This is a genomic window from Cryobacterium sp. 10I5, assembly GCF_035019865.1.
GTDB classification, from domain to species: Bacteria; Actinomycetota; Actinomycetes; order Actinomycetales; family Microbacteriaceae; genus Cryobacterium; species Cryobacterium breve_A.
In genome coordinates, this window is the sequence record NZ_JASJVI010000021.1 from 24,440 (window position 1) to 46,154 (window position 21,715).

Below are 21,715 nucleotides of genomic sequence, written 5' to 3' on the forward strand. Positions count from 1 at the left end.
CCCCGCCGCCGGCGGCCGACGGAGAGTCACATGCTGAGTCTGATCGTGGTGCTGATCCTCGTGGTGGGGGTGAACACCGCCCTGTGGGGCACTGTCGGTCTGGGCCGGGTCGTCGCGCAGGCGTTCCGGAAGCGGCCTCGGAGCGCACGCCACCGGCTCGCGCAGCCGACGGCGGGCCGGGCGGGCACGGCACCGGCAGGCCGTGTCACCCCGAACGACGTCGCCGTGCTGATCGCGGCCCACAACGAGGAACTCGTGATCCGGAACACGATCCGCTCCGCGGCCAGGCTCGTGCCCGTCGGCAACATCTTCATCGCCTCGGACGCGTCGAAGGACACGACGGCGGCGATCGCGGAGGAGAGCGGCGCGAACGTCGTCGAGCTCCTGCCCAACCGCGGCAAGGCGGGTGCGCTCGTCGCCGCGATCGCGCACTTCCGGCTTGCCGACCGCTTCGAGATCGTGATGCTTCTGGATGCCGACACCCAGCTCGCGGATGACTACATGGAGACGGGCCTCCCGTACTTCGACGATCCGGGGGTCGTCGCCGTCGCCGGCCGGGCAGCGACGGTCACGGACCCGCCGTCACCGACCCGGCTCGGCCGTTTCCTCGTGGCGTACCGTGAGCGGTTCTATGTCGTCGTGCAGTACCTCCTCAAGTACGGCCAGGCAGCCCGCTTCGCGAACGTGGTGTCGATCGTCCCCGGCTTCGCGAGCATGTATCGCAGCCGGATCCTTGCCGACATCGACATCTCGGCCCCAGGCCTCGCGATCGAGGACTTCAACATGACATTCGAGGTGCATGCCAAGCGTCTCGGCCGCATCGCGTTCCACCCCCTCGCTGCGATCGCGTACACCCAGGACCCCGACACCTTCCGGGACTACACGAAACAACTGCGCAGGTGGACGCTCGGCTTCTGGCAGACGGTCCGCAGGCACGGTTTCCGGTTCGGGACCTTCTGGGGAGCGCTCGCCCTCTACGTCTTCGAACTCGTGACGAGCAGCATCATGATGCTGATCTTCCTTCCACTTCTCCTGTTCTCACTTGGTGCTTCGGCCTGGGGGGAGGTCTCGGCCGATCCCGTGTGGATCGCGGTCGCCCAGGCGGTCCCCCCGACGTCCATCGTGATCGGGGTGCTGGTGCCGGACTACCTGCTCACGATCCTGGTCGTGATCGTGACCGGGAGAGCGCAGTACCTGGTGCTCGGGATCGGTTTCCCGCTCGTGCGCATCGTCGACGCCTTCATCTGTCTCCGGACCATCCCGCAGGCCTTTTTCGGCCGGTCGAGCGGAACCTGGAAGAGCCCGGAACGACGGAGCAACACGGCAACGAACTCCGGGATCGCGGTCGGCGACGCCCTGCCCGGGTAGCGCGAACCCCGGTCAGGCCCCCGGCCGCGGGGGCGCGGGGGCCCGACCGGTTCAGTGGCTCAGACCATCCCGCTCGCCGCGCCATCCGCCAGCACCGCTCCGGAGCCGGAGAGCAGCGCGATCAGGTGCGACCGGGACTTGGCGCCGAGCTTGTTGTACGTGCGGGTGAGACGCACCTCCACGGTGCGCAGGGACACGAAGAGCTCTGCTGCGATTTCCTTGTTGCGCTTGCCCTGCTGCACGAGTTCGGCGACGAGTCGTTCGTCGGGGGCGAGGGTCGCGAGGAGGGGGTTGACGCTCGGGGCGTGGGTGCCGAGACGCACGGCATCCGCCTTCCTGGCCCACGGGATGGCGCCGAGCTGGGTGAAGATCATCCGTGCGGCCAGGTACTGGTCGGCGCCTTCCCTGCCGTGACCGAGGTTCACGAGCCGGTCGGCGAAGCTCAGAAGGGTGCGGCCCTGCTCGAATTGTGAGTCATTGGGCTGCCAGAGGCCCGCAGCGTGTTCGAAGACGGCCACGGATGCCTCGCCGGGTGTCAGCAGGGCCTCGGCGCGTGCGGAGGCGAGCACGATCCACCGGGTGTGGAAGGGCCGGGCCCTGGCCCGGAACTCGCGGAACTGGATGACGGCCTCCCGCAGCCGGCCGGACAGCACGTATGCCTCGATCAGGTCGACCTGGTTCCGGAGCAGCGAGGGATTGCGGAACGCGGAACCGATTGCCCCCGCCCGGTGCAGGAACGCGATCGCATCGTCGAACCGGCCCTCCATGAGGGCGAACCGACCCTGGTCGGCTACGAGCCGTGCGGCGAGCGCCGGATGGTCGCTCGTCGCGAAGCTGCGGTTGCAGAGCTCGATCGCCGCGTCCGCGCGGGCGCGGTCACCGCGGGCCTGCCAGTACCAGGCCGTCAAGAGCTGGAGCGGGCGACGATGCACCTGTTCCGTCCCTGAGGCCGTGAGCGATTCGATGATGGCCATGGCCTCGAATTGGTTGCCGGCGAGGATTTCGTTCTCGGCGAGGTAGTACCTGGCCGTCTGCAGGACGATCGGGTCAGGAGGGGGCTCGAGTCCGACGACGGTGCGCAGCACCCGCCTGGCGTCGCCGTAGCGATCGATGAACGTGAGGCTGCGGCCGAGGACGGACAGGGCGCGCGCGCTCGTCTCCTCTGTCCAGCCGTGCCGGGAGACCCTCTCGAACATCCGCGTCGACGGACCAGGGTCGCCCTCGAGGGCGGAGAGCAGCAGCGCGGACAGCTCGTGGAGTTCGACGGACTCCGGGGTTGCGCTCTCGAGAAGGTGGCGGCCCCTGGCCAGGGCGTCCCGCGCGGCGTCGACTTCCCAGCGCTCGGCGTGACTGAGGGCGCTCATGCCGAGCAGGCGCGCGAGGTCTTCTGCCCTGCTGCCCGCGCCGCGCAGACCGACCCAGTCGTCGAGGTCGGTCGTGAGCAACTGGTGGGTCGACATGAATTCGATTCCGGTGCGGAGGATCGCCAGCTTTGTGACCGTGGCGATCGAGCCGGGCCTGCGCTGGCCGAGCCTGGCGTAGCGGGCCGCATACGAGAGTTCGCCCTGCAGGTACAGCGCGTCCGCGACCTCGAGAAGGGCCTCGGGGCTGCCCGTCGCGTCGAGGGCGAGCGCGAGGGCGCGTTCGGCGAGTTCGACGGCCTGCCAGATCAGGCCCCTGCCGGCGAATTCGGCAGCGGAGGCGAGCAGTTCGTCCGAAGACAGGCTGCCGGCATCCGCCCAGCTGCGGTGCCAGGCCGCGAGGCCGGGGTCCCCGCCGGGCGCTGCCTCGCTTCGGGCGGCGCGGGCGTGGAATTCGGCACGGGTACCGGCGTCGATGGACCAGTAGAGGTGGGATCGCAGCGCAGAGTCGGAAATCCGGAGGTACCGGCCGTCGCGGACCACTGTGCCCGCGGACAGGAGCTCCTCCAGGGCCCCGCGAAGGGGGTCGCCGCTCTGCCGGAACGGATCCTGGCTGCTCAGGTAGGAGCAGGACAGCATCGCCAGCAGCAGATGCTGGTCGTCCGGTTCCTGTGAGGTCCGGGTCGAGGGGGCGCGCGAGGCGCGGAACGGCAGCGCGACCGGGGCAGTGTTGCCGAGATGCCTGCTGGTCAGGAGCCGGGCGTTCCTGGCGAGTTCCGACGGACTTCCCGACGAGGAGAAGGCGAGCATGCGACGGAGCGCCTCGTCGGCCTGGGGCCCCAGGAGCTCGGTCGCGAGGAGCATCGATTCGGCGAAGGTGAGCCGGTCGAGGGTGATGCGGGGGAGCGAGGCGAGCGGGCCGACGGGCGGCTCAGCAGACACGGTGCCCACGAGGCGCAGTCCCGTGCCGCCGAGGCGCGTCGCGACCATCGCGAAGACGGTCTGGCTCGCGAGGTCCATCAGGTCGAGGTCGTCGATCAGGAGGAGGGTTGCCGCCGGCGTGCAGTCGCGGATCAGGGCGAGAAGTTCCGCTGCGCGGCCGGCAAGCTGGGCATCCGCTTCACCGGGGATCAGGAGTTCGCTGGAGAGCGCGGCGGCGGCCGGGTTCTGGAAGGAGGCGACGAAGGCTGAGAGGCCGGAGAGCGGGAAACCGGCTTCGGCAGGATTGATCTTGACCCGAAAGATCTCGACCCCAGCGATCGGTTCGACGCAGGCGAGCAGGCGCGACTTACCGGATCCGGGTTCGCCGACGACCAGCAGGGCCGACTCATGGGCGGCCGTTGCGACATCGATGATCGCGCCCAGCATGTCGCGGTGGATGCTGGACTTCATGCGAAGGCCCCCGGGGTCTGTCCGTACCGTTCCGGGGGTCGGTGAAGGAGTTCATTCATGAGACGGCGCTTCGTTTCGGGTAACGAGTGCGTGCGGATCACTCTATTCGGGGAGTACAGCAGCCGCCTCGGGGATGAGTCGGTGCTCTGCATTACTACCTGTGTGCGACTACCTGTGTGCGGTTCCGGAATGGGTGGTCCGGAGCCTGGCACCCCCGGTGAAGGGGGTTCCTGTTATGCAAGGTACGCTCATTTTTTTCCAAGGTATCCCCCACTAGTGGGGGATTACGGCGCGTCGAATGACGGCGGATGCGGCGAGGCGCCTCCGTTCTGATAGTGCGCTGGGCCGAACTGCCCTGATTAAATCGGGTCTGACCGCGCTATTCGTGGATCGCGACGACCGTGCGCCCGTGCAGGCGACCCGCGAGGATGTCATCGGCCGCGCTGATGGCCTCCCCGAGCGGGATGCTCGACGTCAGACCGTCGAGGAGCGCCAGGTCGAGGCCGGATTCAAGCCGCGACCACGCCTGTTCCCGGAGGGCCAGGGGGGCCTCGACGGAGTTGATGCCCACGAGGCTCACCCCGCGCAGGATGAAAGGCATCACCGTTGTCGGAAGGTCGGCGCCCTGGGCAAGGCCGCAGGCGGTGATCACGGCCCCGTAGTTCGCCTGGGCGAGGACGTTGGCGAGGGTGGCGCTCCCGACGGAGTCGACGGCCGCGGCCCAGCGCTGGGCCTGGAGCGGTTTGCCGGGCTCGGAGAGGGTGCTCCGGTCCAGGACGGCCTCGGCCCCGAGGGTGCGAAGGTAATCGCCGAGCTCGTCGACGCGGCCGGTCGACGCCGTCACCCGGTAGCCACGGGCCGAGAGCAGGGCAACCGCGATCGACCCGACGCCGCCGGCGGCGCCCGTGACGAGCACAGGACCGGAGTCCGGCGTCGTGCCGCCGCGTTCGAGCGCGAGCACGGCGAGCATGGCGGTGAAGCCGGCCGTGCCGATCGCGGCCGCCTGGCGGGCACTGATCCCGGCGGGCAGGCGCACCAGGGAGGCCCCAGAGACCCTGGCGCGTTCGGCGAGGCCGCCATGGTGGGTCTCGCCCAGGCCGGAGCCGTTCAGGATGACCCGGTCTCCCGGAACCCAGCGCGGGTCCTCGCTCGACTCGACGGTGCCGACGATGTCGATCCCGGCGATGAGGGGCCAGACGCGGATGACCCCGGGCCGACCGGCGAGCGCGAGCCCGTCCTTGTAATTGAGGCTCGAGAATTCGACGGAGATGGTCACGTCACCCGGCATCAGGAAGGTCTCGTCGACGAGCGTGAGCGTCGCATGCTGCGACTTCGTGCCGTCCTCCGCAACGGTTCGTTCGACGACGATGGCGCGGAACCGAGTCTCACTAGTCATGCTCCGAGCCTACGACTCGTCGCTCGCCCGCCTTCCTCCCCCTCCGCGAGAGCGCACTTTTGGCCCTTATGGCGGTGGTTTAAGGGCCAAAAGTGCGCTCTCGCGGAGACCGCGGGGACCCGGATCACCCTCGCCAGCTCGCGGCCGAATCGATAACATGAGCGCTATGACCGCCGCCGCCGTGCCAGAGAAGGTGCGGATCGTGCCGCGCCGACTCTCGCTGAGTGCGGGCGTCGACGCCTTCTTCTTCGTCTTCGGAGGGTTCGCCGCGGTCTGGCTCGCCGTTCTGCTCGTGAGCGAGAGCTTCCTGCTCGGCTGGGGTGCGCTCTGGTTCGCCGTGCTTTTCTGGGTGCTGCTCGCGTACCTCGTGCTCCCGAGGCTGCACCGGATCCTCACGCAGCTGTACGTCCCCAACTACTTCATCGGCCGCACCCGCACGAGCGACGGCCTGCTCGGCGACCCGGTCAACCTCGCGATCACCGGCTCGGCGGAACAGCTTCAGCAGGCGCTCGCCGCGGCAGGCTGGACGCGGGCGGACGACATCACGCCCGGCACGACCTGGAGGATGGTCTCGGCGACGCTCGCCAGGCGCAGTTATGACGAGGCGCCCGTCAGCCCGCTGTTCCTGTTCGACCGGATGCAGGATTTCGCGTACCAGCAGGAGGTCGCCGACAATCCGGCCAAGCGGCACCACGTGCGGTTCTGGCGCTGCCCGGACGGCTGGCTCCTCCCGGGCGGGACGAGGGTCGACTGGCTCGCGGCGGGGACCTTCGATCGCGCCGTCGGCTTCTCCCTGTTCACCCTGCAGATCACGCACAAGATCGATGAGAACACCGACATCGAGCGGGACCACATCGTCGAGTCGCTGCTTCAGGCCGGCTCGGGGGCCCGGGTGGACGTGATCCGGGACTTCGCGAGCGGCTACCACGCGCGCAACGGCGGAGGTGACACGATACAGACGGACGGAGACCTGCCGGTCATCGACGTGTCCGGCGTCGCGGTGTCCGGCAGCGCGGCTGCGCGGGCGGGTTCTGCTGCCGCGCCGGTTCCGTCCACGGCATCGGGCGAGGCACCGAACGGGAGCGCGGCGCCGGCGGCACCCGGTGTCCACCGGCGGCGGCCGGCTTCGATCAGCGTCGGAGCCCTGATGCTCTCGGCTCGGGTCCTGTCCGGCCTCGGTGTCATCGTCCTCGCTGCGCTCGACTGGCCGGAGTTCGTCTCGGCCGTCGCCATCGACGGCAAGCCGGCGGGCACCGTCGACCCCGCTACGGCCGGCGTCGCCCTCGGGCTATTGCTGGCCGGCTACGGAGTCGTCCTCGCCCTCAACATCGGCTTCGCCGCATTCGTGTACTTCGGCAGGAACTGGGCGCGGATCGTGGCGATGTCGTTCGCGACGGTGAGCATCATCACAAGCTTCGTCGACTATGCCGTCAACGGGGCCGCGATCACCCTGCGGACCTCGCTCGTGAGCGTCACCTTCGACATCCTCATCCTGCTCGCCCTCTCGGCGAAGGACGCGAGGGAGTTCTCCCGCGCGCGGCCGGTCAGGAGTGCGCGGGGCAGGCGGGCGCCGTAGCGGTGCAGTCCCGGCAGACGACGAGCTGTTCCCGGCAGGACGGTTCGCGGCAGTTCATCATCTGATTCGTCGCTGCCGCGCAGCAGGCGCACCGGCCGAGGACCGCGGTGTCCCCGGCGAAGTCGACGGACATCCGCTGGTCGAAGACATAGAGCGAACCGTCCCAGAGGCCGGAGTTGCCGTAGGCCTCGCCGTAGCGCACGATACCGCCGTCGAGCTGGTAGACCTCGCCGAAGCCGCGGTCCTTCATCAGCGAGCTGAGCACTTCGCAGCGGATGCCGCCGGTGCAGTAGGTGACGACCGGGCGGTCCTTGAGGTGGTCATACCGGCCGCTGTCGAGCTCGGCGGCGAAGTCGCGGGTCGTTGCGACGTCGGGAACGACGGCGCCCCGGAAGCGTCCGATCTCCGCTTCGAAGGAGTTGCGGCCGTCGAAGAAGACCAGGTCTTCGCCGCGCTCGGCGACGAGTTCGTGCAGCGCGGCGGGGTCGAGCCGGGTGCCGCCGCCCTGCACTCCCGCCCCGGTGACCGTGAGCTCGCCGGGAGCGCCGAAGCTCACGATCTCCTCGCGCACCTTCACCACGAGCCGCGGGAAGTCGAGGCTCAGGCCGGCTTCGTCGAGGCCGGTGCCTTCGCTCCACTTGAAGTCGATGTCGCGGAACGCCGGGTATTCGCGCGTCGTCCGCACGTAGCGTTTCACGGCGGGGAGGTCGCCGCCGACCGTGCCGTTGATGCCGTCCTTCGAGATCAGGATGCGGCCGCGCAGTCCGAGCGCTTCGCACAGGCCGCGCTGCCAGAGCCGCACGGCCTCGGGGTCGGCGAGCGGCGTGAAGACGTAGTACAGCAGGATCTTCGGAATGGCCACCGCGCCATGTTACCCGCCCTGGTTCGGCATGACTCCTGCAGATTCCCGCGGTTGACGGCGGGGGCCCCGGAATCACGCGGCAGGAATTCCACCGCAGGGGAATGTGCAGGAGTCATGCCCAGGGGTTGGAGGACAGCCGGGTCTCCTCGAGGTCGAGCATGCGCTGGGCCCTCTCGATGAGGTGCGAGCCGTAGACCCCCGTCTCGCGGGCGTCGAGCAGGGCGGCGCGCTCACGTGCGAGCACGTGCAGCCGCAGCGCACGGTGCTGGTGGTGCGGTGCCGCGGTGGCCGGGGCCGCCGTCTCGTCGAGCGCCTGTGCGCGGCGGATGCTGTCCGCACGCACCAGGGACAGTGCCTCCGCGGTGAACGGTTCACCACCGTCCTGCGCGAGCGCAGGGTTGCCGAGGCTCTGGAGCCCGGCCGCGCTGATCTGGCCGACGAGGGCTGCGAAGCCACGCTGGTCATCCGCCTCGGCGCTTCCGGTGAGCCCGAGCCTGCGGATCAGCAGCGGCAGGGTGCCGCCCTGCACGAGCAGGGTCACGAGGGCAACGGTGAACGCGATGAAGATCAGCTGCGGCCGGTAGGGGATGCCGGTCGGCAGCGACTGCGCGGCGGCGAGTGCGACGACGCCTCGCATCCCCGACCAGCCGAGCACAGCGCCGTCCCGCCAGCCGAGGCTCTCGACCGTCTGGAAGTCGAGGTCCGCCCGCTTCCTGGTCAGCCTCCGGTGAGCACTGGCCTGGGCGACGCCCTCATGCCTGGCCATGCGCAGCCGCCGCAGTGCGGAGTCGACCTCCCGGCCGCCGGCCCGGGCCCTGCGCTCTTGTCGTTTGAGCTGGGCGACAAGAGGTACGACGAAGGCGCCCCGGACGACGACGAGGACGACGGTCGCGAGAAGTCCGATGCCGACGGCCTCGATGACGCTGACATGATCCTCGTGCACCTCGCCGACCAGGTACTTCAGTTCGAAGCCCATCAGGAGGAAGACGCCGTTCTCGAGCACGAACTGGATCGTCCGCCAGTTCACCTGTTCGCTGATCCGCACTTCCGCAGTGAAGACCAGCGGTCCCCGATGCCCGGTCACGAGCCCGGCGACGACGACGGCGAGCACCCCGGACGCGTGGACGTGGTCGGTCGGGATGAACGCGAGGAACGGCACCGCGAATGAGATCGTCGTGTTGAGCACGACGTTCCCCAGGCGCGACCTCAGCCACACGGTCAGGTGCCCCACGATGAGACCGATCCCGATCGCGACTCCGACGGCGTACACGAAGTCCCCGGCCACGCCGATCAGGGACACCCCGCCTGCCGTCGCCGCGATCGCACAGCGGAGCAGCACGAGGGCCGAGGCGTCGTTGAGCAGTCCCTCACCCTCCAGCAGGGTCACCACCCGGGGTGGCAGCCCCAGCCGGCGCCCCATCGAGGTCGCTGCGACCGCATCCGTCGGGCTCACGACCGCACCGAGCGCGAGGGCGGCGGGAACGCTGAGGCCGGGCAGCAACCAGTGGAACAGTGCTCCGCTCGCGACGGCGCTCACGATCACGAGCAGCACAGAGAGCCCGGTGATCGCCGTCGCGTTGCGGCGGAAGTCGTGCAACGGCACGTTGACCGCGGCCGAATAGAGGAGCGGAGGGAGGACGACCGCGAGGATGAGCTCTGGCGGGAAATCGAAGGCCGGTACGCCGGGGACGAGGCTCGCCGCGATCCCGATGGGCACGAGGAGGAGCGGGGCGGCGACTCCGAGCCGCGGCGCGATGACGGCGACCGACACGATGGTCAGGATGCCGAAGACGCCGAGAAGGGAATAGTCCATTGCTGGACCGTAGCGAGGCGGGCTGGACCCGACCGCTGTGCGACCTTGGCGGCGCCTGAGGATCTTCGAAGCGAGGACGCCTGGCGCCTAAACTGGGGGCAGCCCGCACAAGAACCCCCGCCGCCAGGAGGACCCATGACCACCGTCGATCCGCTCGCCGTCTACGGCGAGGTGCCGCTCTTCACGCTCTCGAGCACGGATGTGACCGACGGGGCACCGCTTTCGGCCGCGCAGTTCGGCGCGGGAGCCGGTGGCCTCGAGCGCTCGCCGCAGCTGTCCTGGAGCGGGTTCCCGGCCGAGACGAAGAGCTTCGCGGTCACTCTCTACGACCCGGATGCACCGACCGGCTCCGGCTTCTGGCACTGGGCGGTCTTCAACATCCCGGCCTCCGTCACGTCTCTGCCGGCCGGAGCCGGCGCACCCGGCGGAGCGCTGCTACCCGCCGGAGCGGTCACCCTGCCCAACGAGCTGCGGCTCACCTCCTTCATCGGCGCCGGCCCGCCGCCCGGAACCGGCACCCACCGCTACCAGTTCATCGTGCACGCAGTGGATGTCCCCACTCTCGACCTCGACCCGGGATCGACTCCCGCCGTGCTCGGCTTCACCCTCCGGTTCCACACCCTCGGCCGCGCGGTCATCGAAGCGACCGGCGCCTTCGGCGGGGCGGCACTGCACCCCTAGAACGCCTGCCCGGATCGAAAACATAAGCCTGCCCGGGGCCGAAACCTGAGGTCCTCTCAGGTTGCTCACACACGCGGGACCTAGGTTCGTGCTGTGAACCAGATCCGCAGCACCCTCGCATGACCGCAGGCACCACCCTGAAACCCCGCGAAACCAGTCTCCGCCGCGTTCCCGTCTGGGTCTGGCGGGCCCTGATGATCCGGCTCTCTCCCGGCGAGCTGCACAAGTTCAACCTCCAGCCGATCGATACGGTGGACTACCACCTCGACGTCGACTACATCGGGGACGCGAGCCGCGACCACCGGCTCGACGTGATGGTGCCGCACGACCCTGCCGGTCCGCTTCCGGTCTACGTGTATTTCCATGGCGGCGGCTGGACCTCCGGCGACAAGGCGCCACTCACCAAGTACTGCGCGAGCCAGGCCGCGGACGGGATGGTCGTCGTCAATGCCAACTACCGGATGGCCACCAGGTTCCAGCTCAGGCACATGCTCGAGGACGGTGATGCGGTGCTCGACTGGGTGGCCCGCAACGTGGCCGACTTCGGCGGTGACCCGACCCGGATCGTGCTCGGCGGGGATTCGGCCGGCGGCCACATCGCGGCGCTCCTCGCGGCATCCGCATTCGAGCCGGAGCTCGCGGCCCACTACGGCATCGAACCCCACGTAGATCCGGGCAACCTCCGCGGTCTCGTGCAGCACTGCAGCATCGCCGACCTCTCGGTGATGTTCGAGCGCGGCTTCGTGCTGAGCCTCAACTTCCTGCGGATGCTGCTGCCCGAGCGGGGGCGCGGAGTCGTGCTGCGGGCCGCGGCTCGGTTCATGAACCCGATCGAATGGCTCGACAGCGGATTCCCGCCCGTCTTCGTCACGACGAGCGAGCGGGACTACTTCTACCGGGCGAACCTGAACTTCATCGCTGCGCTCAAGCGCCGGTCGATCCAGGTGGACAGCCTGATCTACGACCGGCGGCAGGCGAACACCCATCACACCTGGCAGCAGGACGCGCGGCATCCCGAGTCGCAGGAGGTCTACCGGCGCCTCGGCGCGTTCGTCCGTCGGGTCGCGGCCCTTCCAGTGCCCGTTCCGGCCCCGGTCGCCGTTTAGGAACGGCGGTTCAGCTCTGGGCGCCGGTCGCGACCAGGACGCCGCCGAGGCCGATCATCATGACTCCGCCGCCGGCGGAAAGCCGTTCGAGGCGTTTTGGCGACTTCGCGAACCAGTTCCGCGCCGTGCCCGCTGCGAGTGCCCAGACGCTGTCGCCCGCGAGGGCGAGCACGACGAAGATGGTGCCGAGGGTAAGCAGCTGCAGCGGCACCGCACCGGCACGGTAGTCGACGAACTGGGGCAGCACGGCGACGAAGAACACGATCGACTTGGGGTTCGTGGCGCCGACGACCGACCCCTCGGCGAGCAGCCGCCACCAGGGTCGGCCGACGAGCGTGACGCCGCGTGCCCGGGTGACGGCGCCGCGGTGCGTGATCGCGTGGATGCCGAGGTAGACGATGTAGGCGGCGCCGACGACCTTGACGATCGTGAAGACCACGATCGACTGGGTCACGAGCGCGCCGAGGCCGAGGGCGACCGCGGCGATGAGGGGCAGCATCCCGAGGGCGTTTCCGAGCACGCTCAGGAAACCGCCGAGACGTCCGAGCGCGAGGGAGCGTCCGATCACGAAGAGAACGGTCGGCCCCGGCAGCGCGATGAGTGCGACGGAGGCGAGCGCGAACGTGAGCAGGTGATCGATCGGGACCATACCGGAATGCTACCCAATCGCCCGAGGCGTTAACATCGCAGGATGCATATGCTGATGCGCACCCTCTTCCACGGCTGGCTGTCGAAGCGGGGCCCCCGCGTCGGGTCCTATGACGTCGTGAGAACCCGGTTCGTGACTCTCCCGACCGACCAGGACATCCTGAGGCACATGAACAACGGGGTGTACCTGTCGATCATGGACATCGCCAGGCTCGACCTGCTGCACCGCACCGGCATCTGGCCGATCTTCACCGCACGGGGCTGGTACCCCGTCGTCGTGAGCGAGACCATCAGCTTCCGTAAGTCGCTCACCGTCGGCCAGCGGTTCACCGTCGAATCGCGCATCCTCGGTTTCGACGAGAAGGCCGTCTACGTGGAGCAGCGCTTCGTGCGACCGGATGCCGACGGTAACCCCGAGATCCTCGCGCTCGGCTTCATCCGGGGTCGCTTCCTCAAGCGCAGCGGGGGCGTCGTCGGAATCGAGGAACTGCTGGCCGCCGTCGGACCGGCGCCCGCCGGTCTCACCGTCCCGACGTGGCTGCTCGAGTGGAGCGCCGACGTCGCCCTGCCCGCGACCCGCGCGGCCGCCCCGAGTCTCTGGGAATAGTCGGCGGCAGCGGCCGTTTCGGCAGCGGGCGCAGCAGTTCTGGCGCGCCGACGTCCGGGAGGGCTCGCACCCTCGGGGACGGTCGGCAGGACTATGCGCGCGGCGGTGCGGGGACGGGAGCGACCGGGGGCTTGGTCGGGACGATGAGCTCGGAGTAGTAGAGCTCGTGCCCGCCCGCGTAGTGCTCGTGGGCGGGCAGCGGCTGCCCGGTGCGCACGGCGACGAGGCGATCGAGGTAGTAGTCCCAGAACGGCCCGACCCGTGCGGCGTCCGCCGCGGAGTGCAGGCGCTGCCCGAGGGTGAGCGTGGTCATTCCCGCGCCTTCGACGAGGTGCAGGATCAGGTGCCTCGCCGCTTCACCCTCGCCGAGGTTGACGGTGAACCGCTTCGGCGGGATGCACTTGAGGATCGTCACATACGTCCACTCGGCATCCGCTTCGGAGAGCTTGAAGCGCACCGCACCGGTCTCCGGCGCCCCGGTGTACGTCCCGATCCACCCGGCGAGGCCACCGGGCCGGCTGACGCTCGCCCAGACGTCGTCGATGGGCGCCGTGAAAAGACGATCGAGCATGAGGTACAGCCCGTCCTCGCGATGGGCGAGGCGACCGGTGGGCTTGGCTGACATGGGAACCTCCGCGGTGAGTGAAACAGGAGCCGTGCCTTCAGGCTAAACCCGTTCGGCGTCCCCGTGCCACAGCATCGCCTGTGCCGGCCTGGTTCGCTGGCCCCGGCCGCCGAAATCGGCCGCCGAAATCGCCCGGCGGGTTCAGTCGTCGAGCTCTGCCTCGAGCACCGCCAGGGCGGCGTTGTGCCCTCCGATGCCGCTGACGCCGCCGCCACGGCGGGCGCCGGCGCCGCAGACCAGGATGCGCGGATACCGGGTCGCGACCCCCCAGCGTTCCGCCGCGGTGCCCCGGGGAGCGTCGTCCTCGAGGAACGGCCACTCGAGGGGACCGTGGAAGATGTTCCCGCCGGGCAGGTTGAGGGCGTGCTCGAGGTCGAGGGTCGTCTTCGTCTCGATGCAGGGCCGGCCGGCCGCATCCGTCAGCAGCAGGTCTTCGATCGGCTCGGCGAGCACCGAGTTGAGCGAGGCGAGCACGGCCTCCTGGAGCCGGGCCCGCGTTGCGTCGTTGTTCTCATCGCTCAGCCAGCGGTTCGGTGCGTGCAGGCCGAAGACGGTGAGGGTGTGGGCGCCGGATGCCGCGAGCTCCGGCGACAGGATGCTCGGGTCGCTCAGGGAATGACAGTAGATCTCACAGGGCAGCCGGTCCGGGATGATCCCCCGGATGGCCTCGTCGTACGCGCCCTCGAGCTGGATGTACGTCTCGTTGACGTGGAAGGTGCCGCCGAACGCGGCCTCTGCGGTGACCGACGTGTCGCGGAGCTGCGGCAGGCGGCGCAGCAGGAGGTTGACCTTGACCTGGGCGCCCTCCGGCTTCGGCGCGGGCACCCGGTCGGGAGCGGCGTCTGGCGCGGCGTCGCGATCCTCCCGGCCGCCGGCATCCGCTTCGAGGAGCCGCTCGAGCACCCAGGGGGCGACACCGGAGAGCACGACCGTTCCGGCGACCTCGCGGATGCTGCCGCCGCGCCGGTAGCGCACGGTTCCGTCCGGACGGACGCTCGTCACCTCGGCAGCGGTCACGATCCGGGCACCCGCCTGCCGCGCCGCCTTCTCGAGTTCGCCCGTCACGGCTCCCATCCCGCCGATCGGCACGTCCCAGTCCCCGGTGCCGTTGCCGATCACGTGGTAGAGGAAGCAGCGGTTCGCAGCGAGGTCGCTCGCATCCGCAGACGTGAACGTGCCGATCAGGCCGTCGGTCGCGACGACGCCGCGCACGAGGTCGTTCGTGAAGGCCTCGGTGATCGTCCGGCCGAGCGGATGCTCGACGAAGCGATCCCACAGGGAGTCGTCGCCGAGCAGCAGCCTCGCCTCGGAGCGGGTCGGCAGGGGTTCGCAGACCGTGGGGAAGAGCGCTCGGGCAAGCCGCCCGGTGTCGGCGCAGAAGTCGGCCCAGGCCGGGGCGTCGGCGGGTGCGCCGATCCGGTCGAAGCTCGCCCGCGTGGCGGAGTCGTCGCCGTTGTCGACGAGGAGCCCGCCGGCCGGGTCGGCGGGGTTCGGCGTGTACGAGGAGAAGCGGCGACGGGCGAGGCCGATCTCGAGGCCGAGTTCGTCGATGATCCGCTGCGGCAGCAGGCTGACGAGGTAGGAGTAGCGCGAGAGCCGGGCATCGACGCCCTCGAACGCCTCCGCGGAGATCGCGGCCCCGCCGACGTGGTCCGCGCGCTCGAGCACGATCACGCTGCGGCCGGCGAGGGCGAGGTACGCGGCGGCGGTCAGTCCGTTGTGGCCGCCGCCGACGATGACAACGTCATGAGTGGGTTCCGTCACGCCTCGAGACTAGCAACGGGCGCCGTCGCGTGCGGGCCGGCGCGGGACATCCGGCCTGGACGGCCTGGACGGCCCCGACAGCCCGGACAGCCCCGACAGCCCGGACAGCCCCGATAGCACTCAGGGGACGATGTGCCCTGCGGCGCGGAAGAGCTCGTACCACTCGGCCCTGGTGAGCGTCACGTCTGAGCCCTGGGCCGCGCCGGTGACGCGCTCGGGGGTGGTGGTGCCGAGAACGACCTGCATCCGGGCGGGGTGACGGAGGATCCAGGCGGTCGCGATCGCGATCGCCGGGACGCCGTACTGTGCGGAGAGTCGGTCGATGACGGCGTTGAGCTCGGGGTACTCCGGCGAGCCGAGGAACACCCCCGTGAAGAAGCCGGCCTGGAACGGCGACCAGGCCTGGATGGTGATGTCGTTCAGGCGGCAGTAGTCGACGATGCCGCCCCCGTCGCGGGTGACGGCCTGCTCCTGCGCGCTCATGTTCGCGGAGACGCCCTGGGCGATGATCGGTGCGTGGGTGAGCGAGAGCTGCAGCTGGTTGACGACGATCGGCTGGCGCACGTACTTCCGCAGCAGGTCGATCTGGCGCGGGGTGTGGTTCGAGACGCCGAAGGCCCGAACCTTGCCCGCGGCTTCGAGTTCGTCGAACGCGCGGGCGACCTCCTCGGGTTCGACGAGGGCGTCGGGGCGGTGCAGCAGCAGGATGTCGATGTGGTCGGTCCGCAGGGCGGCGAGCGACCCCTCGACGGACTCGATGATGTGCTCGTAGGAGAAGTCGAAATACGGTCCGTCCCCGACGATTCCCGTCTTCGTCTGGATCGTGATCTCGTCACGCTGCGCGGGGGTGAGCTGCAGCGCCTCGCCGAAGCGGCGTTCGCAGCCGTGCAGTTCTGAGCCGTAGATGTCGGCGTGGTCGAGGAAGTCGATTCCGGCGTCGCGGGCGGTGCGCACGAGGTCGCGGACCTCGTCGTCGCTCTTCTCCTGGATGCGCATCAGGCCGAGGATGACGTTCGGGGCGACGATATCGGTGCCGGGCAGGGTGAAAGTCTTCATGTCGACTCACGCTAGGCGAGGCCCGTGCAGAAGTAAAACAACTGACGGCGATGCGATTGAGAAGGGGAAGCGCTCAATGGTTCGGGGTCGTCCGTTCGCCGGTGTTGCTCCCCTCGGGCGCTGCGGGTCAGTTCGGGCTGCTCGCCGGCCGGCGCTCGAGGGTGCCGATCTCTTTCCCGCCCTGGTCCGTGAGGGTCATCGTTGAGCCGTCGATGGTCGCGGTCGTCGCGGCTCCCAGCCAGGTGTCGACACCCTCGCAGGCCATCAGGGTCGAGGCGATGGGCCCGAATTCGATCCGGTCACCGCTCATCTTCCAGGTGCCGACGAGCCGGTTGCAGCCGTCGGTGCCGGAGAGCGAACGGTCCTCGTGGAGTTCGAGGCTCGGCATCCGTGGGGCGTCAGGATCGCCCCAGACTCCGGTCGCGGCGCTTTCGGCGGATGCCCCGCACCCGGAGAGTGCGACGGCGACGCTGGCCGCCGCGGTGGCCACGAGAATGCGGCGGGCGAGGAGGGTGACCACGGGGACTCCATAACCGCACGCGGTCACGCGCGTGCTCTGCTTGTTATTCAAGGCCCGCCCGCGACCCCCGTCAAGGCGCCCGTGCCTAACCGATTCGACGGAGTTTTTGCGAAAAAAGCACGTGGGAGCCGGATGTAAGCGCTTCCCCGGCAAAAACTCCGTCGAATTCGTCAGGGGTCAGGCTGGGTCACGGCGCGGGCGAGCGCGTCGCGCACGGCGACGACGCCCGGGCGCCTCGTGCTCGAGCGGCGCGCGGCCGAGAAGAGGGTGCGGCGCGGGTCGCCGGGCAGGTCGACGAGGTGCACCGTGGGGGCGGCACCCGCCCAGACCAGGTCCGGCAGGATGCCGACGGCGTTCCCCGATTCGATCAGGCGGATGTGCGCGATCAGGTCCGCGGTCTCGAACCGGACGTCCGGTTCGAACCCGGCGTCGCGGCACAGCTGGCTCGCCCACGACCGGGAGACGGTCCCGTGCGGTTCCATGACCCACGGCAGCCCGGCCATGCCGGCGAGCGTCCCTGCTGCGCTCGCGGCCCGCCCGGCGCTCGCGCCCACGCCGACACCGGCGCTCGCGGGCGGCAGCGCGAGCCGCAGTGCATCCGTGGCCAGGTGCACCCGGTCGAGGTCCGCCCGGTGCGCCCGGCCGTGCCCCGGGTACTGCTCGGCGAGGACGAGGTCGAAGTCCCTGGCGCTCACTTCGAAGAGGCCGCGCTCCGGCTCGCGCTCGGTCACTTCGACACGCAGCCGGGGGAATTCGGCGGTGAGGAGAGTCAGCGCCCGCGGGATCACGGCGTGCGACGCGGACTGGAAGACCGCCACCCGCACGGTGCCGGAGACGGTCGTGAGCGAGGCCATCATCTCGGCCTCGGCGATCTCGAGCCGTTCGAGCAGGTGGGCGGTGTGCTCGACGAGGATCTCGGCCTGCGCGGTGAGCTGAACGCGGCGACCGACCTTGTGCAGGAGCTCGACCCCCGCCTCCTTCTCGAGCAGGGCGAGTTGCTGGGACACCGCGGAGGGGCTGTACGAGAGCGCCTCGGCAACCCCGGCGAGGGTCCCCCGGATCTTCAGTTCACGCAGCAGGCGCAACCTTCGCACGTCCAGCATCGCGTGCACCTTCCACTCGGCCCCATTGCACACAAATACTAACCAATACTCTGCACTAACGGTCGCTTTTGCTTATCGGAAGTTCCCGGGACACTGGACTCAGATTCCGTCCCCCCGGAACGGCTCCCGGCCGTTGCGCGAGCGAAAGACTACCCTCGTGACCATGAGCAACTCACCGTCCGTCGTGCACCAGGCCCAGAGCGCGGAGGTTGTCACGCTCGTCAGGAAGTGGCTCGCGGAGAGCACCGCCATTCCTGCGGATGTCTCGGCCGAACGCCTCGCCGGCGTGCTCAAGGACCCGAACGGACTCGACTTCACGGTCGGCTTCGTCGACGGCGTCATGCGCCCCCAGGACCTCATGGTCGCCGGGTACAACCTGCAGGCCGTCGCGAAGAAGGCCCCAGGCTTCCTACCCGGGTACCTGCGCGGCGCCATCGGCCTCGGCGGCGTGCTCGGCCCCGTGCTGCCGTGGGTCGTCATCCCGGCCGCACGCAAAGTGCTGCGGCAGATGGTCGGTCACCTCGTCGTCGACGCGACGCCGGACAAGCTCGGTCCCGCGATCGCGAGCCTGCGCGCATCCGGCAACCGGCTCAACATCAACCTGCTCGGCGAGGCCGTGCTCGGCGAGAAGGAGGCCATGCGCCGGCTCGAGGGCACCAGGGACCTGCTCGCCCGCCCCGACGTCGACTACGTCTCGATCAAGGTGTCTTCGATCGCGAGCCAGCTCTCGATGTGGTCGTTCGACGAGGCCGTGACCCGGGTCGTCGAGAGGCTGACGCCGCTGTACGAGCTCGCCGCGGCATCCGCTGTGCCGAAATTCATCAACCTCGACATGGAGGAGTACCGCGACCTCGATCTCACGATCGCGGTCTTCGAACGCATCCTGGACCAGCCCCGGTTGCTCGGCCTCGAGGCCGGCATCGTGCTGCAGGCCTACCTGCCCGATGCGCTTGGCGCCTTGCAGGGCTTGACCCACTGGGCGCAGGGCCGGCGCGCGGCCGGGGGAGCCCCGATCAAGGTGCGCGTCGTCAAGGGCGCCAACCTCGCCATGGAGCACGTCGACGCGATCGTGCACGACTGGCCGCTCGCGACCTACGGCACCAAGCAGGACGCCGACACGAACTACAAGCGGGTGCTCAACTGGGCGCTGACCCCGCAGAACACGGATGCCGTCCGCATCGGCGTCGCCGGGCACAACCTCTTCGACGTGGCCTGGGCCCACCTCCTCGCCAAGCGGCGCGGCGTCGACGACCGGGTCGAGTTCGAGATGCTGCTCGGCATGGCGACGAGCCAGGCCGAGGCCGTGAGCCGGGACGTCGGCAGGCTGCTTCTCTACACGCCCGTCGTCAACCCGGCCGAGTTCGACGTGGCGATCAGCTACCTGATCCGCCGCCTCGAGGAGAACGCGAGCCAGGACAACTTCATGTCCGCCGTATTCGAGCTCACGACCTCGCCCCCGCTCTTCGAACGCGAGAAGGAGCGCTTCCTCGCCTCGCTCCGGGCCCTCGAAACGTCGGTCGGCCCGGAGGCATTCGTGCCAGCGCCGAACCGCACCCAGGACCGGTCAGCGGTCACCCAGCTCGAGGCGACCGAGTCGGCGGTCGACGCGGCCCAGCACACCGACGACGACCTCGGCCTCACCAATGCCGTGCTCGGCTTCACCCGCGGCTCGCTCAGCGACACGGCCGCACTGCTGACCCACGCGGGCCCCGGAAACGCGGCCGCCGGCATCCGCCGGTTCCACAACGAACCGGACACCGACCCCGCACTGCCCGCGAACCGTGCGTGGGGGCGCCGGATCCTCGCCCAGGTCGAGGGGTCCCGCCTCGGCATCGACACGATCCTCGCCGCCCGCGTCGACACCGAGGAGCAGCTCGACGCCATCATCGACACCGTCACCGCGAGCGGCGACGAGTGGGGCCAGCGCCCCGGAGGGGAACGGGCCGCGATCCTGCACCGGGCCGGCCTCGCGCTCGCCGCGAACCGCGACCGCCTGATCGAGGTGATGGCCGCAGAGACCGGAAAGACCATCGCCGAGGGCGACCCCGAGGTGAGCGAGGCCATCGACTTCGCGCACTACTACGCCGAGAGCGCCCGGGCGCTCGACGCCGTGCAGGGCGCCATCTTCGTGCCTCCCCGCCTCACCGTTGTGACTCCGCCGTGGAACTTCCCCGTCGCGATCTCCGCAGGCGGGGTGCTCGCCGCGCTCGCGGCAGGCTCCGGCGTCATCGTCAAGCCCGCGAAGCTCGCCCAGCGCTCCGGCGCGGTCATGGTCGAGGCGCTCTGGGAGGCCGGGGTTCCCCGCGACCTGCTCGCGCTCGTCGACCTCGCCGACCGGGAGCTCGGCACCCGGCTGATCGGGCACCCCTCTGTCGACCGGGTCATCCTCACCGGAGCGTACGAGACCGCTCAGCTGTTCCGGAGCTTCCGCGAGGACCTGCCCCTGCTCGCGGAGACGAGTGGCAAGAACGCGATCATCGTGACTCCGTCCGCCGACCTCGACCTCGCGGCCGCCGACGTCGTCAAGAGCGCCTTCGGGCACGCCGGCCAGAAGTGCTCTGCGGCGAGCCTCGTCATCCTCGTCGGTTCCGTCGCGCGGTCCGAGCGCTTCCTCGGCCAGCTCGTCGACGCCGCGACCAGCCTGCGGGTCGGGCGCCCCTCAGACCCGGTCACCCAGATGGGCCCGCTCATCGAACCGGCGAACGGCAAGCTCCTGCACGCCCTCACCGAGCTCGGCGTCGGCGAGAGCTGGCTCGTCGAACCGAAGCAGCTCGACGAGGACGGCGCGCTCTGGTCGCCGGGCATCCGCACCGGCGTCGCCCCCGGTTCCTACTTCCACCTCACCGAGTTCTTCGGGCCCGTGCTGGGAGTGATGCATGCGCGCACCCTCGAGGAAGCCATCCGCTTTCAGAACGCGGTCGACTACGGGCTCACCTCCGGCCTGCATTCGCTCGACCCCGAAGAACTCGCGACCTGGCTCGAGACGATCGAGGCGGGCAACCTGTACGTCAACCGGGGGATCACGGGGGCGATCGTGCAGCGCCAGCCGTTCGGCGGCTGGAAGCGGTCCTCGGTGGGAGCAGGCACGAAGGCCGGCGGCCCGAACTACCTCTACGGCCTCGGCAGCTGGGTGACCAACCCGGGCAGGAACAGTTCGACCCTGCACCTGCGCGGCCTCGAACCGAGGGTCACCCAGCTCATCGAGGGCTCGCAGGCTGTGCTCGAATATGCCGACTTCGACGTGCTGCGCCGCTCGGCCCTGAGCGACGCGCTCGCCTGGCGCGAGGAATTCGCGATGGTCAGGGACGTCTCGGAACTCGGCGTCGAACGCAACCTGTTCCGTTACCGGGCGTTGCCCGTCACGGTGCGCCTCGCCGAGGACGGGACCCTGTCGAACCTGTTGCGGGTGCTCATCGCAGCGACCCTGTCGAAGTCGCGTTTCTCGGTGTCGAGCGCGGTGCCGATGCCGCCGATCGTGCGCGGCGCCCTCGCGGAGCGTGAGATCCCGGTCACGGTCGAGAGCGACGCCGAATGGCTCGCCCGCGCCGCGGCGGGCGGCATCACGACGAGCCGGGTGCGGCTCATCGGCGGCGGCCCGCTGACCGGGGCGACGGATGCCGCTGCCCAGCTTGCGCACGCCCTCCGCGGCAGCCCCGACGTGGCCGTCTACGCCCACCCGGTCACGCAGGCAGGCCGGGTCGAGCTGCTTCCGTTCCTCAGGGAGCAGGCGATCTCGATCACGGCGCACCGCTTCGGCAACCCGAGCACCCTCTCCGTCGGCATCATCTGACCGCCCGCCCCGCGCGCCCCGCGCGCCCCCCGCGCTCACCCGCCCCC

General features: G+C 69.9%; 16 protein-coding genes. 6 read left to right on the forward strand and 10 right to left on the reverse strand.

What is annotated here, in order from left to right; translation table 11 throughout:
* The first annotated feature begins 30 nt into the window (after positions 1 to 30).
* On the forward strand, positions 31 to 1,368 hold the full coding sequence (locus tag QN350_RS08015) for a glycosyltransferase family 2 protein (protein WP_323516075.1): 1,338 nt from the start codon (positions 31 to 33) through the stop codon (positions 1,366 to 1,368).
* Between the two features lie 59 nt (positions 1,369 to 1,427).
* Here the strand turns inward: QN350_RS08015 and QN350_RS08020 are convergent, their stop codons facing one another.
* Entirely contained in the window at positions 1,428 to 4,121 is a 2,694-nt protein-coding gene (locus tag QN350_RS08020) for a helix-turn-helix transcriptional regulator (protein ID WP_323516076.1), read from the reverse strand.
* 379 nt (positions 4,122 to 4,500) lie between these two features.
* Positions 4,501 to 5,517 carry an MDR family oxidoreductase gene (locus QN350_RS08025; RefSeq protein ID WP_323516077.1) on the reverse strand — a complete coding sequence of 339 codons (1,017 nt, stop codon included), beginning with the start codon at positions 5,515 to 5,517 and terminating at the stop codon, positions 4,501 to 4,503.
* Positions 5,518 to 5,674: 157 nt separating this feature from the next.
* Between QN350_RS08025 and QN350_RS08030 the strand changes: the two genes are divergently transcribed.
* Entirely contained in the window at positions 5,675 to 7,093 is a 1,419-nt protein-coding gene (locus QN350_RS08030; protein WP_322138400.1) for an LssY C-terminal domain-containing protein, read from the forward strand.
* Here the strand turns inward: QN350_RS08030 and QN350_RS08035 are convergent.
* The gene (locus tag QN350_RS08035) at positions 7,062 to 7,955 is read right to left on the reverse strand and encodes a rhodanese-related sulfurtransferase (RefSeq protein WP_323516079.1); all 894 of its coding nucleotides are present in this window, start codon (positions 7,953 to 7,955) and stop codon (positions 7,062 to 7,064) included. The genes QN350_RS08030 and QN350_RS08035 overlap by 32 nt on opposite strands.
* Positions 7,956 to 8,067: 112 nt before the next feature.
* Complete coding sequence (locus QN350_RS08040; protein ID WP_322138398.1) at positions 8,068 to 9,768, reverse strand: sodium:proton antiporter; 1,701 nt, start codon at positions 9,766 to 9,768, stop codon at positions 8,068 to 8,070.
* Between the two features lie 135 nt (positions 9,769 to 9,903).
* Here QN350_RS08040 and QN350_RS08045 point away from each other — a divergent pair, with 135 nt between their 5' ends.
* Positions 9,904 to 10,449, forward strand: coding sequence for a YbhB/YbcL family Raf kinase inhibitor-like protein (locus QN350_RS08045; RefSeq protein WP_323516081.1), 546 nt, complete (start codon positions 9,904 to 9,906; stop codon positions 10,447 to 10,449).
* Positions 10,450 to 10,568: 119 nt separating this feature from the next.
* Entirely contained in the window at positions 10,569 to 11,555 is a 987-nt protein-coding gene (locus QN350_RS08050) for an alpha/beta hydrolase (RefSeq protein WP_322138396.1), read from the forward strand.
* 10 nt (positions 11,556 to 11,565) lie between these two features.
* Here QN350_RS08050 and QN350_RS08055 read toward each other — a convergent pair whose 3' ends face one another.
* On the reverse strand, positions 11,566 to 12,204 hold the full coding sequence (locus QN350_RS08055) for a LysE family translocator (protein WP_322138395.1): 639 nt from the start codon (positions 12,202 to 12,204) through the stop codon (positions 11,566 to 11,568).
* Between the two features lie 42 nt (positions 12,205 to 12,246).
* On the opposite strand from QN350_RS08055, the gene QN350_RS08060 reads away from it, so the two are divergent.
* Positions 12,247 to 12,810 carry an acyl-CoA thioesterase gene (locus QN350_RS08060; RefSeq protein ID WP_322138394.1) on the forward strand — a complete coding sequence of 188 codons (564 nt, stop codon included), beginning with the start codon at positions 12,247 to 12,249 and terminating at the stop codon, positions 12,808 to 12,810.
* A 91-nt stretch (positions 12,811 to 12,901) separates the two neighbouring features.
* Here the strand turns inward: QN350_RS08060 and QN350_RS08065 are convergent, their stop codons facing one another.
* The 5 genes from QN350_RS08065 to QN350_RS08085 form a co-directional block, all read right to left on the reverse strand.
* Entirely contained in the window at positions 12,902 to 13,435 is a 534-nt protein-coding gene (locus tag QN350_RS08065) for an SRPBCC domain-containing protein (RefSeq protein ID WP_281533467.1), read from the reverse strand.
* 141 nt (positions 13,436 to 13,576) lie between these two features.
* Positions 13,577 to 15,199 (reverse strand): phytoene desaturase family protein, encoded by a 1,623-nt coding sequence (locus tag QN350_RS08070; protein WP_323516083.1) that lies wholly within the window; start codon positions 15,197 to 15,199, stop codon positions 13,577 to 13,579.
* A gap of 120 nt (positions 15,200 to 15,319) precedes the next feature.
* Entirely contained in the window at positions 15,320 to 16,255 is a 936-nt protein-coding gene (locus QN350_RS08075) for an aldo/keto reductase (RefSeq protein WP_322138391.1), read from the reverse strand.
* Positions 16,256 to 16,382: 127 nt separating this feature from the next.
* Complete coding sequence (locus tag QN350_RS08080; protein WP_323516084.1) at positions 16,383 to 16,775, reverse strand: META domain-containing protein; 393 nt, start codon at positions 16,773 to 16,775, stop codon at positions 16,383 to 16,385.
* A 170-nt stretch (positions 16,776 to 16,945) separates the two neighbouring features.
* Positions 16,946 to 17,878, reverse strand: coding sequence for a LysR family transcriptional regulator (locus QN350_RS08085; protein WP_323516086.1), 933 nt, complete (start codon positions 17,876 to 17,878; stop codon positions 16,946 to 16,948).
* 163 nt (positions 17,879 to 18,041) lie between these two features.
* On the opposite strand from QN350_RS08085, the gene QN350_RS08090 reads away from it, so the two are divergent.
* On the forward strand, positions 18,042 to 21,668 hold the full coding sequence (locus QN350_RS08090; protein ID WP_323516090.1) for a bifunctional proline dehydrogenase/L-glutamate gamma-semialdehyde dehydrogenase: 3,627 nt from the start codon (positions 18,042 to 18,044) through the stop codon (positions 21,666 to 21,668).
* Positions 21,669 to 21,715: the final 47 nt, after the last annotated feature.